The 16,354-nt window shown below is 36.8% G+C and carries 17 protein-coding genes; 9 read left to right on the top strand and 8 right to left on the bottom strand.

The features are described from left to right. Positions 1-453 precede the first annotated feature (453 nt). The gene (locus tag HX129_RS01365; RefSeq protein ID WP_130072798.1) at positions 454-768 is read left to right on the top strand and encodes a YqfO family protein; all 315 of its coding nucleotides are present in this window, start codon (positions 454-456) and stop codon (positions 766-768) included. 86 nt (positions 769-854) lie between these two features. On the opposite strand, the gene HX129_RS01370 is transcribed toward HX129_RS01365, so the two are convergent. Together HX129_RS01370 and HX129_RS01375 are read right to left on the bottom strand one after the other, a co-directional pair. After that, positions 855-1,613 carry a nitroreductase family protein gene (locus tag HX129_RS01370; RefSeq protein WP_130072797.1) on the bottom strand — a complete coding sequence of 253 codons (759 nt, stop codon included), beginning with the start codon at positions 1,611-1,613 and terminating at the stop codon, positions 855-857. Between the two features lie 94 nt (positions 1,614-1,707). Beyond that, complete coding sequence (locus HX129_RS01375) at positions 1,708-2,508, bottom strand: enoyl-CoA hydratase-related protein (protein ID WP_286433439.1); 801 nt, start codon at positions 2,506-2,508, stop codon at positions 1,708-1,710. Between the two features lie 104 nt (positions 2,509-2,612). On the opposite strand from HX129_RS01375, the gene HX129_RS01380 reads away from it, so the two are divergent. Continuing rightward, on the top strand, positions 2,613-3,185 hold the full coding sequence (locus tag HX129_RS01380; protein ID WP_130073043.1) for a nicotinate-nicotinamide nucleotide adenylyltransferase: 573 nt from the start codon (positions 2,613-2,615) through the stop codon (positions 3,183-3,185). Positions 3,186-3,207: 22 nt separating this feature from the next. On the opposite strand, the gene HX129_RS01385 is transcribed toward HX129_RS01380, so the two are convergent. Further along, positions 3,208-4,104: a LysR family transcriptional regulator ArgP gene (locus HX129_RS01385; protein WP_286433437.1), complete on the bottom strand. Its 897-nt coding sequence runs from the start codon at positions 4,102-4,104 to the stop codon at positions 3,208-3,210. Between the two features lie 129 nt (positions 4,105-4,233). Between HX129_RS01385 and HX129_RS01390 the strand changes: the two genes are divergently transcribed. Continuing rightward, a complete protein-coding gene (locus tag HX129_RS01390) occupies positions 4,234-4,833 on the top strand; it encodes a LysE/ArgO family amino acid transporter (protein ID WP_286433435.1) in 600 nt (199 codons plus the stop codon). A 27-nt stretch (positions 4,834-4,860) separates the two neighbouring features. After that, a complete protein-coding gene (locus tag HX129_RS01395; RefSeq protein ID WP_130072793.1) occupies positions 4,861-4,974 on the top strand; it encodes a LuxR C-terminal-related transcriptional regulator in 114 nt (37 codons plus the stop codon). A 30-nt stretch (positions 4,975-5,004) separates the two neighbouring features. Here HX129_RS01395 and fabR read toward each other — a convergent pair whose 3' ends face one another. Further along, positions 5,005-5,700 (bottom strand): HTH-type transcriptional repressor FabR, encoded by a 696-nt coding sequence (gene fabR, locus HX129_RS01400; RefSeq protein WP_130072792.1) that lies wholly within the window; start codon positions 5,698-5,700, stop codon positions 5,005-5,007. 141 nt (positions 5,701-5,841) lie between these two features. Here fabR and HX129_RS01405 point away from each other — a divergent pair, with 141 nt between their 5' ends. Together HX129_RS01405 and HX129_RS01410 are read left to right on the top strand one after the other, a co-directional pair. Next, positions 5,842-6,909, top strand: a complete 1,068-nt coding sequence (locus tag HX129_RS01405; protein ID WP_286433432.1) for a ferredoxin reductase — start codon at positions 5,842-5,844, stop codon at positions 6,907-6,909. A 12-nt stretch (positions 6,910-6,921) separates the two neighbouring features. Continuing rightward, on the top strand, positions 6,922-8,016 hold the full coding sequence (locus HX129_RS01410) for a fatty acid desaturase family protein (protein WP_130072790.1): 1,095 nt from the start codon (positions 6,922-6,924) through the stop codon (positions 8,014-8,016). Positions 8,017-8,146: 130 nt separating this feature from the next. Here HX129_RS01410 and HX129_RS01415 read toward each other — a convergent pair whose 3' ends face one another. From HX129_RS01415 to HX129_RS01425, 3 genes are all read right to left on the bottom strand, one after another. Then, positions 8,147-8,926: a sulfite exporter TauE/SafE family protein gene (locus HX129_RS01415; RefSeq protein ID WP_174492979.1), complete on the bottom strand. Its 780-nt coding sequence runs from the start codon at positions 8,924-8,926 to the stop codon at positions 8,147-8,149. Between the two features lie 123 nt (positions 8,927-9,049). Next, positions 9,050-9,646 (bottom strand): phosphatase PAP2 family protein, encoded by a 597-nt coding sequence (locus tag HX129_RS01420; RefSeq protein ID WP_174492978.1) that lies wholly within the window; start codon positions 9,644-9,646, stop codon positions 9,050-9,052. 195 nt (positions 9,647-9,841) lie between these two features. Further along, positions 9,842-10,546, bottom strand: coding sequence for an SIMPL domain-containing protein (locus tag HX129_RS01425; protein ID WP_174492977.1), 705 nt, complete (start codon positions 10,544-10,546; stop codon positions 9,842-9,844). 465 nt (positions 10,547-11,011) lie between these two features. Between HX129_RS01425 and HX129_RS01430 the strand changes: the two genes are divergently transcribed. Then, positions 11,012-12,385 (top strand): diaminobutyrate--2-oxoglutarate transaminase, encoded by a 1,374-nt coding sequence (locus HX129_RS01430; RefSeq protein WP_286433427.1) that lies wholly within the window; start codon positions 11,012-11,014, stop codon positions 12,383-12,385. A 3-nt stretch (positions 12,386-12,388) separates the two neighbouring features. Next, a complete protein-coding gene (locus tag HX129_RS01435; RefSeq protein ID WP_286433426.1) occupies positions 12,389-13,921 on the top strand; it encodes a pyridoxal phosphate-dependent decarboxylase family protein in 1,533 nt (510 codons plus the stop codon). An 87-nt stretch (positions 13,922-14,008) separates the two neighbouring features. Here the strand turns inward: HX129_RS01435 and HX129_RS01440 are convergent, their stop codons facing one another. Further along, a complete protein-coding gene (locus tag HX129_RS01440; RefSeq protein ID WP_286433425.1) occupies positions 14,009-14,476 on the bottom strand; it encodes an Lrp/AsnC family transcriptional regulator in 468 nt (155 codons plus the stop codon). A 130-nt stretch (positions 14,477-14,606) separates the two neighbouring features. Between HX129_RS01440 and HX129_RS01445 the strand changes: the two genes are divergently transcribed. Beyond that, the gene (locus HX129_RS01445; RefSeq protein WP_286433424.1) at positions 14,607-16,328 is read left to right on the top strand and encodes an alpha-keto acid decarboxylase family protein; all 1,722 of its coding nucleotides are present in this window, start codon (positions 14,607-14,609) and stop codon (positions 16,326-16,328) included. Positions 16,329-16,354: the final 26 nt, after the last annotated feature.

Consider the following 16,354-nt stretch of genomic DNA (forward strand, 5'->3'; position numbering starts at 1 on the left):
ATTTTGTGTGTAGGCTTCTTCATTTGAAAATTATATCGCTGAAAAAGCCTTTACAGATAGGTTTGTGCAACAAAGCCTCAGCAAAGCAACGGTGATTAGTGAGGGACAAGAAGCACGTATCTATTTTAAAAATGCAGATCCAAATTTTAAAAGATACAATAAAATCCGTTATACAAAAAACATGTATGTATTTTCACTCATTTTAATTTTTATTATTGCTTCTAGCATTTGTATTGCATCTTTATTCAGTTGTTTGAAAAATTATAAAAACAATATTTCTTCAATAATAATCTATATTTTAGGATTAATTTTTGTTGTTTATTTTATATTTTACAAATTTATTTGGATATGGCTTCAAGTTGAGTTTAGGGTATTTTAGAATTTAAAATAGCTTGAGTATTATATTTGCAAAAAAATTGAAACCCTATGCTATTTTATTGGAAATAAACTGAGATGTTAAAATTAATTTATTATGTTCCCGAGTCACATTTAGAGACGACAAAAACAGCAATATTTGCAGCAGGTGCAGGTGGAATTGGAAATTATGAACATTGTGCATGGCAAGTGTTAGGCACAGGGCAATTTAAACCTGTGCAAGGCGCACATCCATTTATTGGTGAGTTGGATGTTTTAGAGCAAATCCCTGAATGGCGTGTGGAAACGATTGTTCCTGAAGATAAAGCGAAAAAAGTGGCAAAAGCTTTAAAAGCAAGCCATCCTTATGAAGAGCCTGCTTTTGAGTTTATTCAGATGGTTGAGATTAATTGACATTAATTGACATAAGTCAGTTCAAAAGTATCCTCTCTTTACGAAACAGTATTTCTCATCCCTCAACGGGAGAGAGGACTTTATTTTTAAACCTTTTCAATAAATAAATCACGATCAAAACGATACTGTGGGAAGAATACGCCATCTTTGGCACGTTCACCCGCGGCAATCACCATAACGGGATATTGTTGATCATTCAAATTTAAAATTTGACGTAGCATAGGTTCATCAAAGCCTTCCATCATGCAACTATCAAAACCATACGCGCGCAAAGCCAAGACAAAATTTTCGCAAGCCAATGCAGTGGTTTTTGCGGCCCAAAGCTGGGCATCAGCAGGATTAAAAGCAGTTACAGGCAATTGCTTATTCATACTACGGGCAATTTTAAATGCCACCTTTTTAAAATTACCCAAAGTATTGAAATAACCCGTTTTATAGTTATACGGAATATATTTGTAATATTTTTGCACCGCTGGTGGTACTTCAGGAAATGGAAATTCACTGATATTACGTTTTGACATTTCATTGACACGATCGGTACGTGCGACACAAACAATCAGTTCAGCAGCTGTTTTTGCAGCCAATTGACCTAAGCAAGCTTTGACCAATTGTGTTTTCTTCGCTTGATTTTGCACAACATAAAATGTCCAAGGCTGTAAATTAGAAGAGTTCGGTGCAAGCAAAGCTAAATCTAAGCATTGCTCTAAAATGTCGTTTGGAATTTGCTTTTCTGTAAATTTACGTACAGAGCGGCGGCTTTGCAGAACAAGCTTAAAGTTATCAACATCAATATCTTGTGGAGCAGGTTCATAATAACGTTGTTTAGTTGAATTTTCTTGTGACATAAGATTTGCCTAAGATGAAAAATAAATTAGCATTTAAAATGAAAAAGCCACTGAATATTATGACTTCAGTGGCTTTGGCTCATCATATACTCAATTAGTTAAATTGAGAAAAATCGGGTTTACGTTTTTGCATAAATGCTGAAACAGCTTCTGCCATTTCAGGTGATTTGACACGGCTCATAAATATTTCAGCTTCATGATCTACACACTCAATGATTTGTTGTAAATTGTGTTTCATTAAGGCTTTACTTTGTTTTAATGAAGCCAATGGAAGTGAAGATAAATGGCGTGCTTGTGCTTCAGCATGTGTATAAGCATCTTCTACAATTTCGTTGACTAAGCCTGTAGCGAAAGCTTTTTCTGCATTAAATTTTTGTGCAGTAAAAATAAGCTCAGCCGCTTTATGATAACCTGCTTGTTGTACCAAAAGCTGTGTTGCGGCACCTTCAGGAGATAGACCTAGACTAACAAACGGCATTTGGAATAATGCTGTATTGTCGCTATAAACCAAATCTGCATGTAATAAAATAGTGACACCAATTCCAATGGCTACGCCGCGCACAGCGACAATCAATGGTTTAGAAAAACGAGCAGCCGACTTTAATAACACAAATGGCGGATTCATACCTGCTTTACGATCTAGAGGCTTTTGTGCAAAAGCCAAGAAGTCTTGCATATCATTACCAGCCGTAAAGTCATTGTCTTGACCGCGGAGAATGATATTGCGTACAGCATCATCATGATCGGCTTCATCCAATGCTTGCGCAATCCATAAATATAACTCGCCATAAAGTGCATTTTTTGCTTCAGGACGATTAATCGCTAAAGTGAGTGTGCCGTTGTCTAAATTTGCATTTAAATGTGGATGTGGCTGTTGAATACAACTGAGGGTCATCGTACTATCCTTGCTTTAAAATTCATTGGATTTTTATAACGCCATTATGTCGCATATTTTATGTGTAGACGCAAACTGGTCAGTTCATAAAAATGAGGACTATGATGCAATATTGTTTTGATTATCTGGTTTATATAGGTCGTTTTCAGCCTTTTCATTTGGCACATATGCAAACTATAAACATTGCATTAGCGCAAAGTCAAAATATAATTTTGGCATTAGGTTCGGCACAAAATGAGCGTAATATTAAAAATCCTTTTAGTGCTGAAGAACGTGAAAATATGATTCTCTCTAACTTTTCAGCTGAAAATCAAAAACGTATCCATTTTGTGCATGTTATTGATGTTTATAATGATGTGAAATGGGTAAAATTAGTGAAGTCTTTGGTCAATGAAGTGGTTAAGCCTGATGACCGAGTCGGTTTAATTGGTCACTTTAAGGATGAATCTTCTTATTATTTACAGCTTTTTCCTGAATGGAAAATGGTTGAGTTAGATAGTTTGAAAGGGTCAATTTCAGCAACACCACTAAGGGAAGCATACTTTCAGGGTGAAATTAAACAGGCTGAATTTCCGCTTGGAACAGTGGAGTTTTTACAAAAATTTCAACACACTGATCATTATCAGCAACTCAAAGCTAAATTTGCAGCTCAAGATACATCGAATATTGAGCTTTAATCGAAAATTTTAAATATATACATTATTCTGATTCAAATAGATATTTACTCTGTTGAATCAGATGCTGTGTCAAAGCTTCGAGTTGAGGCGATTGTCGCTTCCAATGATGCCAATATAAAGGGATCTGTATTTGGGCAAAAGGCATTATTTCAATGAGTTGACCATTCTGAACGCGATTCTCAATTTGAAAGTCAGGCAGTAGACCATAACCAAAGCTCAATAAAATTGCTTCTGCAAAAGCCGTTGAAGATGGGACACTATGATAAGGAAACATAGTTTGAGTTAAGCCAAAATGTTGCGTTAAAATTTGCTGATGTAGTTGGTCTTTTTCATTGAAAATTACAGCAGGTGTATTTTTTAAAATTTCACGTGAAATATCATTTTTAAAATATTGTTGATAAAAAGCTTGACTTGCCACCATACGATAGGTCATTTTTCCTAAAGCATGTGTGTGACAACCATGCATAGCTGTTTTTTCGGTAGAAATACAGGCATTGACCAAACCTGCTTCGAGTAAATGATGGGTTTGAGTTTGATCATCAATTTTTAAATCTAATAAAATGTTCTGTTGTTGTACAGATTGTTGTAGTGCAGCCAATAACCATGTGGCTAAAGAGTCTGCATTGGTTGCGATTTTTAATTTATAAAAAGTAGATGCCGGATGTTTACCTTGAAAATTTTGTAATAGGTCACTTTCCATTAAGCGAATATGTTGTAGATGTTGTAATAGCGTTTTTCCCATTGGTGTGACACGGCAAGGACGCTCTCGTAAAATTAATACTTGTCCTAATTGTTTTTCTAATGTTTGTAGCCGTAATGTGACTGCTGAAGCTGTGATATTGAGTTGGATTGCAGCGAGTTCAAAACTTCCTGTTTCAGCAATGGCTAAAAATGCTTCACTTTGTTTGCTTCGTAACATATTTATGGCTCATTTGGGCTTTATTTGGCTAAGAAAAATTTAGTTTGGATGAGATTTTCTAAGAATAATTTATTTTTGAATGGAAAACGAGATAATGACGACATTCAGTGATGTTATCGTATAGTTAAAATGCAATCATTTATTCATGGATTTGCGATTGGTATGAGTCTGATCGTGGCTATTGGGGCACAAAATGCCTTTGTTCTCAAACAAGGTTTAAAAAGACAATATGTATTTTGGGTATGTTTACTTTGTGCCACTTCTGATGCAATTTTAATTGCGCTAGGGGTAACAGGTTTTGCCCAAGTCATTCAAAATTATCCGCTAATTTTGAGCATCGCAAAATATTTTGGTGCTGCTTTTTTATTTATTTATGGTGCACAACATTTTTATGCTGCTGTAACGCAAAATCAAAGCTTATCTGCAAGTGATACTCAAGCAGAAAATGTGTGGAAGATTTTAGCCATTTGCGCTGCATTAACATGGTTAAATCCGCATGTTTATTTAGATACAGTGATTTTGTTGGGTTCAATTTCTACACAGTATGCAGCAAACAAAATGTATTTTGCTTTCGGTGCAATGACAGCTTCATTTATATTTTTCTTTTTCTTAGGGTTTGGTGCAAGATTTTTGCAACCGATTTTTCAAAGACCTCAAGCATGGAAAATTTTGGATATGATGATTGCTTTGATAATGTGGGCGATTGCTTTTAATTTGCTATTGAATTGAATTTGAATGAATCATTAACTTGTGATTATGAAATACACAGTGGATGTTCATATCAAAAATATTGATCAAAAACTTGAAGTAAACTCTCGTACTAAAGTCATTCATGTTGTACAAAATAAAAGCTTATTATTTAGTAAATAATAAGCTTTTATGCATAGGTAATTTTAAGATTTAAGGAATAGTTGCTTCATTCATATGACGCGCACCTTCTAGCAGCATACGAATCATAATCATCGTTTGTTCAGCTACTTCTTTACGTTCATGATTTGGCAGATCCAATACTTTTGCTCCCATGTTAAAGACCAATTGTGTAATGGCTTTAGCGACAAGCTCAGGATGAATGAGTTTATGCCGATTCAGTTTTTCTAAGCGAATTAAATCTTCTTGTAACTCTTGTTGAAAAAAAGCCAATTGTTGATCTACCGCATGTTTATATTGGATTGAACCTGTATAACCTTCACGTAATAATAGACTTAAATTTCCTTCGTCAGCATCTAATTGTTCAATGAATACTTCAACAGAACTTCGAATAATGCTGCCATTTTTAGTTGCTTGTAAACGTGCTTGATGCAAAATTTGACGTAAAACACCGCCTGCACGGTCAATTAACTCAATTGCAAGTTCATCAATATCTTTAAAGTGTCGATAAAAACTATTGGGTGCAATGCCTGCTTCACGTGCAACTTCTCTTAAACTTAAAGAAGAAATACTTTTTTGTGGGCTAATTAAATTTAATGCAGCTTGAAAAAGCTCTTCTTTAGTAATGGTTGCTTTTCTGCCTACTGAACGCACAGATACTTTTTCAAGAGCAGAATCTGTGTCTTGAACGGAAATAGAATTTTCAGAGAGTGCAGAGCTTTGCTTCATAAATATCAAGTAAATTAAGTTATTTAACTATTATAGCCGTTGCGATTACATAAATGAAATGTCTAGATACAATACAAGTGTATATACAAATATATATACATATGTATAATAATTTAAATTCTATTGAGTGGTACGCCTCTGATGCATGCTATTGAAAAGCAAAAATCTCCTATAAATTCAATATTTGAAGTTGTATTGGGCACTCATGCAAGCAACTTCTGGCTACAAAAAATTAATCCTTTATGGTCAATTCAACAAGCACTTGGAAAAATTGTCCAAAAAGAACAAACCGCTGTTGATATGGTGAGTTTGACCATTCAAGTAAATCGTAATTTTAAACATGGGCAAGCAGGGCAACATCATCCCATCACGATTGAAATCAATGGTCGTCGCTATGAGCGTACTTACAGTTTGACTCAACTTGATAAACAACATGTTGTATTAACAGTAAAAAAAGTTGAAAAAGGTATCGTTAGTCAGTGGTTGAATGAACAAGCAAAAGTCGGAGATATTCTTGAGTTTGGTCAGCCTTATGGTGAAATGCAACTGCCAAACACAACCCAGCCACTTGTATTATTGGCTGCGGGAAGCGGCATTACACCAATGTATAGCTTGGTGAAGGATTTGCTTCAAAACAAAAAAAATAAAGAGCAAACCGTACATCTGCTGTATTGGGTAAAAAAACATGCCGATGTTGCATTTAAACAGCAGTTTGAACAATGGGCAGTACAATATCCAAACTTTAAATTTGATGTTTTTTATACACAAGATACGCCTAAAGATGCACGTTTAAATGTTGAATATTTACATTTGGTGAAAGACCTTACACAAAGTACAGTTTATGCTTGTGGTCCATCAGGTTTTGTCCGCACTGGGGAAAGTTTATTTCAGTCTGCACATGATTTTAAAAGTGAAGCCTTTAGCCTTACGCCGATCATTTCTGATGAAACAGGCTTTGTAAATGTGACTTTAACTCAGTCGAATAAGGTGCTGGCGATTCCAAAAGGTCAGTCTATTTTGGTGAGTTTAGAACAACAAAACATTAAACCACAGCATGGCTGCCGTATGGGAATTTGCAATAAGTGTGCATGTAATAAAGCCCAAGGTGCAACCAAAAATATGGTCAATGGTCAAGAAAACGCTGAACCTAACAATTTACTTAGAATTTGTGTAAATACTGCACAAACTGATTTAGTTATCGACATTTAAGCGAGTTTTATCATGAATATGCCAGTTAAAATTCAATATTTTACCAATCCTAAAAACCGTGAGTTAACTCAGTTTGAGTTAGATGAACTTGCCCGTGAACTTGATGCAATTAAGCAAGAAGTTCTTGATGATATTGGCGAGAAAGATGCGAAATACATTAAAAAGGTTTATGCAGCGATTCGCTATAGCAGTATTTTAGGGCGCGCGTGTCTTTTTGCGGGTTGGTTCCCACCAGCATGGTTGTTAGGCACAGGTTTACTTGGCTTTGCCAAAATCATGGAAAACATGGAGCTAGGTCATAATGTCATGCATGGACAATATGATTGGATGAATGATCCACGTTTTAAGGGTACTGATTACGAGTGGGATATTGTCGGCACTTCTGATAATTGGCGTCAGACCCATAACTATAAACACCATACCTATACCAATATTAAAGGTATGGATGATGATATTGGTTATGGTTTATTGCGTCTTTTCCCTGAACAGCGTTGGAAACCAGGCTATTTATTACAGCCTTTATACAGCATTCCATTTTGTTTGTTATTCCAATGGGGTGTTGCAATCCAAAATCTTGAAATTGGTAAAGTTTTTTATAAGCGTAAAACTTGGGCACAATTTAAAGAAGAATGGAAACCGACGCAGAAAAAAATAGGTAAGCAATTTTTTAAAGATTATGTATTTTTTCCTTTAATTGCAGGACCTGCGGCGTTGCCTGTGTTCACGGGCAATTTAGTTGCAAATGGCATTCGTAACGTTTGGACATTTAGTATTATCTTTTGTGGTCATTTCACTAAAGATGTAGAAGTTTTTCCTAAAACAGTATTACAAAATGAAAGCCGTGGACATTGGTATATGCGTCAAATTCGTGGTTCTTCGAACTTAACGGGTTCAGAAGCATTCCATATTCTGACGGGTCATTTAAGCCATCAAATTGAGCATCATTTATTTCCTGAAATTCCTGCACGTCGTTATCGTAAAATGGCACCGAAAGTACAGGCTGTATGTGAAAAATATGGTTTGAACTATAACAATGCAAGCTTATTCAAACAGTATGGTCAGGTACTTGGACGTATTGTCAAATATGCTTTTCCATTTAAAAAATAATCAGCATTCATTTTGAAATAAAACCGCTTTAGAGCGGTTTTTTTATTGGGAATAAGTTTGAGTGTTGTCATGATGATTAAGACGATAAATTGACTGTGCTCAGTATGAGCATTGAAGATTGAAAAAAGCATTAAAATAAAGACAAAGAGAATAGATCATAACCCATTCGCCCAATTAAAAAGACCAATAAAATCAAAAAGAAAATACGAATGAAACCACTGCCATATTTCATTGCCAACGCCGTACCTGTAATAGCTCCCAAAATATTACATACAGCAAGGACAACGGCTGCGAGCCAAATCACATGACCTGTTGGAATAAAGAAAAACATTGCGGCTGCATTGGTCGCAACATTGACGAGTTTTGCCGAAGCAGAGGCATTTAAAAAGTCAAAAGCAAAGACTTTGACAAATAAGAATAATAAAAAACTGCCTGTTCCGGGACCAAAAATACCATCATAAAAACCAATACATGCGCCAAACAAAATGCCGAGCGCAATTTCCCTTTTCCCTGCTTGTAAAACGGTATGAACTTGGCCAAGATCTTTTTTGGCAAATGTATAAATGGCAATTGCAATCAGCAAAAAGAACACGATATAACGCATGAGTTCTTTGGGAATGAGCGAAACTGACATTGCTCCAAAGAAAGAAAATATAAATGCAGCAACCATGGTCGGTAAGATTAACTTCCAATTGATAGTTACTTTCTTAAAGTAAGCAAGTGCAGAAGACAATGTACCTGCCATTGCAATCATTTTATTGGTACCGAAAACAGTGGCTAAACTGTGTTTTGGCAAAGCATGCATGAGGGCAGGTAATTGGACTAAACCACCACCACCTACTGCTGCATCAATCAGCCCACCACAGAATGCGAAAAAGCCGAGACCCATTAAAAGGGTTTGATATTCCATGGTCAGCGCTGATATTTAAAGGAGATGTTGCGAGTTTATGCTAGAAGTATTTACAATGAAAGTCATAAAATTACTCAAGTCTCATGATTTGAGACTTGGTTGATCTAATGTGTAAGGCGATGCTTATTTTATATACCCTTTATCAATGAAAGGTCTAAAAATACGATAATAAATTGATAAGACCAGATTTAAAATCAAGTCTTTATATTTGTGCCATAACATGAGTCCAGAAAAATTGACCAATAATGCCAACAAAAAAGCACCAATCATATCGAGTGGAAAATGCACACCCACATAAATACGAGACCATGCCACTAACCACGCGACCAAAATCAGCAATTTACCCAATTCACGTTGTGATGAAAAATAGTAAGCAAAGGCGATACTACTAAAAATCGTCATGTGATTACTTGGAAATGAACCTGTCGGTTGATGTTGAATGAGGGTTTGACCGACTTCCATGACAAAAGGTCGTGGAGAATAAAAAAAATGTGAAATTAACTGACTCATTGACAGCGTCACACAAGTAAAAATGAATGCTTTTAAAATTTGTTTTTTGACTTGTTCATCGCCACGAAACCACAGGATGGCAAATACAACAATCATTAAATACAATAAATCATTAGCAATGAAAATCGCATAGTGCACCATAAAGGATGATGCATGTTCGGGCGCATTTAAAAGATTAAATATAGCAAAATTTAAATTTTCAATCGACATTAGAGGAAAGTTCAAGTAAAGCGACGGTAGGCTACTGTAAGCATCTTGTCATTAAAATGAAATATAGTGCTCACCTAAAGCCAACAATGTAACTCAAAATTTGAGACGTATTTTGCGATTATTGAATAAAAAACAGTAGAACCATGGCTTGATCTACTGTTTTATAAGGTATGTGTGTTTCAAAAATAAGAAGACTTATTTAAATTGGATAGATCCATTGGCGTTGACAGTGATTTTAGATTCACCAGAAGCCATGTTTTGCCCACCTGCATCGGCTGCTTCAAATTTTGCCATGCTAGCGCGCGCTGCATAGAGCGGCTGAGGATAAGAATTATTGGTGTTGATATTTAAGCTCACCAAGTTATATGCCGATTTATTCCATGCCTGTGTCAAAATTTGTGCACGTTGCTGAAAGTTTTTGGAGGCTTCAACCATGAGTTCATTTTCAACTTTTTTTCGTTGCTCATCAGATACTGTAAAATTAATTGATTGAGTTTGGAAGCTTTGTTGTAACTCGCTGATCAACTGGCTCGCGGCTTTAAAGTCTTTGCTTTCAATTTGAACTTCGGCACGACCACGCCATTCTTTTAATTTTTGGTTGTCATTGTCATAGACTGGGTAAGTGGTTTGAGAGCCTGTTTCAACTTTAACTTGTGGATATTTTTTGGCAATGCTCATGGCTTGATTCATGAGCTGTGTGATTTGGGCAGACAATTCAGCAGGTTGTTTGTTGGTTTTTTCAATAAATAAGACAGCATGCATCTCATCATTAGAGACTTGACGGGTTGCATCTGCTTGTACATTGACAACATTATAGTTCAATGCGTCATTTTCTGCTGCCATAGTTAGGGTACTCAGTGTTGTTCCTAAAAGTAAAGTGGTTAAAGCTAAATAACGCATAGTTTTTCCTTAGAAGTATTCATTGAAATTCTTTATTTGATATTAAGCACAAGTCAGGGAGAGCTTTTGCATAATTTGTGGTGCATTTGTAATAATTTATACCAAGTTTGCAACAAATAATAAATTAAAATATGATATAAATTAGTGTGTTATTTGTGTTTTGTAAAAAATAAATAGATTAAAATATTGTAGAAATTAAAAACGAGCAAATCATCGACTTTTCTTTGCTTTGTCACAGAGTATGATGATAATTATAGTATAGATGTTAATGAGCGTTTTTTTCGATAAACGAATAGGCGATAAGTACATAAAAGATATTTATTTTCTTGAAAAAAACTGTATTATCGCGCTCCTAGTTATGAATATTCAAAATCGCTCTAACTAGATTCTATAAAGCACCGAGTCAAAGGACCGCAAGTCACCCGACTTATTTCTTTCAACCCATATCAGAGATGGTAATTCGATATGAGCGTTACTTCTGTAAATCCTGCTGCCACTTCCACAAACGAATACTACTTGACTCGCCAAAGTCAGATGGAATCGAATGTTCGTAGTTATCCACGTAAATTACCGTTAGCGATAGCGGAAGCACATGGTTGTTGGGTTACCGATGTTGAAGGTACAAAGTACCTCGATTGTTTAGCTGGGGCAGGAACATTGGCTTTAGGCCATAATCATCCTGCGGTGATTAAAAGTATTCAGGACACTTTAGCAAGTGGTCTTCCTCTGCATACTTTAGATTTAACAACGCCTTTAAAAGATGTTTTTACTGAAGCACTTCTTGAACAGCTTCCAGGTGGTCAAGAAGAATATTGCTTACAGTTCTGTGGTCCATCTGGTGCAGATGGTACAGAAGCAGCAATTAAATTAGCGAAAACCTATACAGGTCGTAGCACAGTCATCAGTTTTTCTGGTGGTTACCACGGGATGACCCACGGTGCATTGGCGATGACAGGTAACTTATCTGCTAAAAATGCGGTCAATGGCTTAATGCCAGGCGTACAATTTATGCCATATCCGCATGAATACCGTTGCCCATTAGGCATTGGCGGTGAAGCAGGTGTAGATGCTTTAACGTATTACTTCGAAAACTTCATTGAAGATGTAGAAAGTGGTGTCACTAAACCAGCTGCTGTAATTCTTGAAGCAATTCAAGGTGAAGGTGGTGTGGTGACTGCACCTGTAAAATGGTTGCAAAAAATCCGTGAAGTGACAGAGCGTCACAACATCGTATTGATTTTAGACGAAGTTCAAGCGGGCTTTGCGCGTTCAGGTAAAATGTTTGCCTTTGAGCATGCGGGTATCGAACCTGATGTCGTTGTGATGTCGAAAGCAGTGGGTGGTAGCCTACCATTGGCTGTATTAGGAATTAAACGTAAGTTTGATGCTTGGCAACCTGCAGGTCACACGGGTACTTTCCGTGGTAACCAACTTGCTATGGGTACTGGTCTTGCAACCATTAAAACAATTAAAGAACAAAATCTTGCTCAAAATGCGCAAGAACGTGGTGATTTCTTACAAGCTGAATTGAAAAAATTAGCGCAAGAATTCCCATGTATTGGTAATGTTCGTGGTCGTGGTTTAATGATCGGTATTGAAATCGTAGATGAACGTAAGCAAGCGGATCACATGGGTTCTCTTCCTGCAGATTCGCAATTGGCTGCTGCAATCCAAACTGCTTGTTTCAACAATAAATTATTGCTTGAAAAAGGTGGTCGTAGCGGCACAGTGATTCGTCTGCTTTGCCCATTGATCATCACTCAAGAAGAATGTGAAGAAGCTATTGCACGCTTTAAGAAAGCTGTTGCAGAAGCGCTTGTTGCAGTTCGAGGCGCGTAATTTATGGTAGATTTTGCAGAACATCGTAAAGCGTTACTCTGCAATGATGCTCAATCTATTGCTGACTATGAGTCAGCAATGGGTGAGGCGACCAAAGCGGTCGCAGCATGGTTGCAAAACGACAAAATGTACACAGGTGGTAGCATTAAAGAACTTCGCCAAGCGATTTCTTTTAACCCATCTAAACAAGGTTTAGGTCTTCACCAATCGCTTGAGCGTATGGTTGAGTTATTCTTAAACAAAAGCTTAAAAGTACATCACCCACATTCTTTAGCACATTTGCATTGCCCAACCATGGTGACAAGTCAAATCGCTGAAGTGTTGATTAATGCAACGAACCAGTCGATGGACTCATGGGATCAAAGCCCTGCGGGTTCTTTGATGGAAGTTCAATTGATCGATTGGTTACGTCAAAAAGTGGGTTATGGTGCAGGTCAAGCAGGCGTGTTCACTTCTGGTGGTACACAATCTAACTTGATGGGCGTACTACTTGCTCGTGACTGGTGTATCGCAAAAAACTGGAAAGACGAAAACGGTAATCCGTGGTCGGTTCAGCGCGATGGCGTGCCAAATGAAGCAATGCGTAATGTCAAAGTCATTTGTTCTGAAAATGCGCATTTCTCTGTGCAAAAGAACATGGCAATGATGGGCATGGGTTTCCAATCAGTCGTGACAGTTCCTGTCAATGAAAATGCTCAGATGGATGTGGATGCACTGGAAAAAACCATGGCGCATTTGCAAGCTGAAGGCAAAATCGTGGCATGTGTGGTGGCAACTGCGGGCACAACCGATGCGGGTGCCATTGATCCACTGAAACAAATTCGTGAAATTACTACCAAATATGGCGCGTGGATGCATATCGATGCGGCATGGGGTGGTGCGTTGATTCTTTCAAATGACTACCGTTCAATGTTAGATGGTATTGAATTGTCTGATTCGATCACATTGGATTTCCATAAGCATTATTTCCAAAGCATTTCATGTGGTGCATTCTTGTTAAAAGATGAAGCGAACTATCGTTTCATGCACTACGAAGCTGAGTATTTAAACTCTGCTTATGATGAAGAGCATGGTGTTCCAAACTTAGTGTCTAAATCATTACAAACAACTCGTCGTTTTGATGCATTGAAATTGTGGATGACGATTGAGAACTTGGGTGAAGAGCTTTATGGTTCAATGATCGATCACGGTGTGAAACTTACACGTGAAGTTGCGGATTATATCAATGCAACAGACGGTCTAGAAATGTTGGTCGATCCACAATTTGCGTCTGTGTTGTTCCGTGTGATTCCTGAAGGTTATCCTGTGGAATTATTGGACTCTCTGAATCAAAACGTGGCAGATGAATTGTTTGCACGTGGTGAAGCCAATATTGGTGTGACCAAAGTGGGCAATGTTCAATCATTGAAAATGACCACTTTAAGTCCAGTGGCAACTTTAGAAAACGTACAGAATTTACTTGCTTTAGTGCTTGCAGAAGCTGATCGTATTAAAGATGCTATTGCGGATGGTAGTTATACGCCTGCAATTGATTAATCATTGTATTTATCAAAGAAAAACCCAGTTTTAGCACTGGGTTTTTTGATTTGAAAATAAAAGTTTGATTAAATCGTGTATTTCTCATTAAGTAAATTTAGATTTCATCATGATCTGATTCTGTTCTTTAAAATTTTTTAAAACAATGTAAGACTTTATGTGTCCAATAAAGTCACAAGACAACAAACGCTCTGTGACAAAATGTGAAAGTTGTTCCAAATTTTCAGCAACAACCTTGAGCATATAGTCTGCATCTCCACTTAAAGAAAAAGCCTCCTGAATTTGATCTTCACATTCAATTAAATCTTGAAAAGCCTGTTTTGATACAGCACCATGCGTACTTAAATTAACATGAACCATTGCCATAACGTTTATTCCGAGTGCTTGTGGAAGAATTCGGGCGCTATAACCTAAAATAATGCCTTTTTGTTCTAAGATCTGTCGACGTCTAGAACATTGTGAAGCTGATAATCCAATCGTGTCGCCAATTTCTTGATTGGTTAAACGTCCATTGCGTTGTAATGCTTGTATGATTTGCCAATCAAACTTATCCATTGCATAAAATCCTTTTATGATACACAGATCATGCATATTGCAAAAAATCTGTTTCTATTATGCATGAAATATAAAAATAAAATGCAATATTATTTTTATAAAGGGAATAATAATGTAAAGGAAAGTGAATATGTTAATAGAAATTGGTAAGTACCTGAATAAACGTTTACAAGAGCTTGGAATTAAACATGTTTTTGGTGTACCTGGTGATTTTAATTTATCTTATTTAGAGCAGATTGAAGAAGAGAAACAGCTTGATTTTGTTGGTAATTGCAACGAGCTCAATGCCGCTTATGCTGCTGATGGTTATGCACGAATCAACGGTTTTTCTGCGCTTGCAACCACATATGGTGTAGGAGACTTAAGTGCGATCAATGGGATTGCAGGTGCTTATACTGAAAATGTTGCGGTGGTTCATATCTCCGGGATTCCACCTTTGCATGCAGTAAAAAATGGTGCACTTTTACACCATACCTTGGTTGATGGTAATTATGACAATATCATGAACTGTATGCGAGAGTTTACAGTGGCGCAGACACGTTTAACGCCTGCAAATGCAGCCAAAGAAATAGACCGTGTATTGCAACAATGTTTTATCGAAAAAAGACCTGTGCACATCCAACTTCCATCAGACATTACGCATGTCAAAATACAGGTGGAAGAGCAGCCTTTAAATTTTGTTATGCCAAAAAGTGATCCTGAATTACTTGAAAATGCAATTGAAACACTGGCGAATGCAATTGTGCATGCAAAAAGTCCAGTGCTTTTGATTGATAATGAAGCGCAAATCTTCCAAGTGACGCAGCTTGTGGAAAAATTAGCAAACCAATATGCAATTCCTTATGTGTGTTTAAGTACGGCGAAAAATATTGTTGATGAATCCTCGCAATTGTTCGCAGGTGTATATGTGGGCGTAGCAAGTCAGCCAATCGTCCGCCAATTGGTTGAAAATTCAGATTGTTTAATTGCAATTGGTGCACGATTTACAGATGTGGGTTCTGGTTATTTTAGCCATCAAATTAACCCCAAAACGTTTGTAGATATTAAGCAGTATGATTTAAATATTTTTGGTCAAAATTTTCCTGCAATTGAATTATCTGAATTATTGACTGCACTCTGTCATGCTTTACCGACTCGAAAAGTTCTCAAACCTGTATTAGAGGCAACGCCTTTTGTGCCACAAAGCATTCAAGCTTCACGAAAGCTTTCACATGATATTTTGTGGAAATATATGGGTGCATTTTTAAAAGAAAATGATGTAATCATTGGTGAAGTCGGTACTTCAAATTCTGCTCTATCAGGCATTAGATTGCCGAAAACAGCAAAATACATCGCTCAGCCAATCTGGGGTTCGATTGGTTATACCTTACCCGCATTATTAGGGGCAATGAAAGCAGCACCAAAACGTCGTCATGTTTTGTTTATTGGTGATGGTTCTATACAACTGACCATGCAAGAACTTTCAACGATTATTCGACATGATCTTAAGCCGATTATTTTTGTCATTAATAATGGCGGTTATACCATTGAGCGTTTGATCTTAGGAGAAAAGGCAGCTTATAACGACATTCAAAACTGGAAATATACCGAAATGGTTCATGTATTTAATGGGAAAAATACCTATGAAACATGTACCGTGGAAACAGTCTTAGAGCTTGAGCAAGCCTTAGAAAAAATTAATGATCATCAGCATTTATCATTTATTGAATTAAAACTCCCCGCGATGGATGCGCCACTTAGCCTACAAAAATTTGCCGATGTTGTAGCTCGTTATGATTATGGTGATCATGCTTACCAAAAACTAAAAATGTCTGAACCATATGTGAAATGTCAGGATGCGATTTCGTTTTGACGCAAAGAGGAAATGTAGTAGCAGCG

The organism is Acinetobacter sp. 251-1 (genome assembly GCF_030329305.1).
Lineage (GTDB): Bacteria > Pseudomonadota > Gammaproteobacteria > Pseudomonadales > Moraxellaceae > Acinetobacter > Acinetobacter piscicola_A.

Bases quoted from the DNA above. Each gene is read 5' to 3' on its own strand.
- HX129_RS01365 (WP_130072798.1), top strand. From the start codon at position 454: ATGTTAAAATTAATTTATTATGTTCCCGAGTCACATTTAGAGACGACA.
- HX129_RS01370 (WP_130072797.1), bottom strand. From the start codon at position 1,613: ATGTCACAAGAAAATTCAACTAAACAACGTTATTATGAACCTGCTCCA.
- HX129_RS01375 (WP_286433439.1), bottom strand. From the start codon at position 2,508: ATGACCCTCAGTTGTATTCAACAGCCACATCCACATTTAAATGCAAAT.
- HX129_RS01380 (WP_130073043.1), top strand. From the start codon at position 2,613: ATGCAATATTGTTTTGATTATCTGGTTTATATAGGTCGTTTTCAGCCT.
- HX129_RS01385 (WP_286433437.1), bottom strand. From the start codon at position 4,104: ATGTTACGAAGCAAACAAAGTGAAGCATTTTTAGCCATTGCTGAAACA.
- HX129_RS01390 (WP_286433435.1), top strand. From the start codon at position 4,234: ATGCAATCATTTATTCATGGATTTGCGATTGGTATGAGTCTGATCGTG.
- HX129_RS01395 (WP_130072793.1), top strand. From the start codon at position 4,861: ATGAAATACACAGTGGATGTTCATATCAAAAATATTGATCAAAAACTT.
- fabR (WP_130072792.1), bottom strand. From the start codon at position 5,700: ATGAAGCAAAGCTCTGCACTCTCTGAAAATTCTATTTCCGTTCAAGAC.
- HX129_RS01405 (WP_286433432.1), top strand. From the start codon at position 5,842: ATGCATGCTATTGAAAAGCAAAAATCTCCTATAAATTCAATATTTGAA.
- HX129_RS01410 (WP_130072790.1), top strand. From the start codon at position 6,922: ATGAATATGCCAGTTAAAATTCAATATTTTACCAATCCTAAAAACCGT.
- HX129_RS01415 (WP_174492979.1), bottom strand. From the start codon at position 8,926: ATGGAATATCAAACCCTTTTAATGGGTCTCGGCTTTTTCGCATTCTGT.
- HX129_RS01420 (WP_174492978.1), bottom strand. From the start codon at position 9,646: ATGTCGATTGAAAATTTAAATTTTGCTATATTTAATCTTTTAAATGCG.
- HX129_RS01425 (WP_174492977.1), bottom strand. From the start codon at position 10,546: ATGCGTTATTTAGCTTTAACCACTTTACTTTTAGGAACAACACTGAGT.
- HX129_RS01430 (WP_286433427.1), top strand. From the start codon at position 11,012: ATGAGCGTTACTTCTGTAAATCCTGCTGCCACTTCCACAAACGAATAC.
- HX129_RS01435 (WP_286433426.1), top strand. From the start codon at position 12,389: ATGGTAGATTTTGCAGAACATCGTAAAGCGTTACTCTGCAATGATGCT.
- HX129_RS01440 (WP_286433425.1), bottom strand. From the start codon at position 14,476: ATGGATAAGTTTGATTGGCAAATCATACAAGCATTACAACGCAATGGA.
- HX129_RS01445 (WP_286433424.1), top strand. From the start codon at position 14,607: ATGTTAATAGAAATTGGTAAGTACCTGAATAAACGTTTACAAGAGCTT.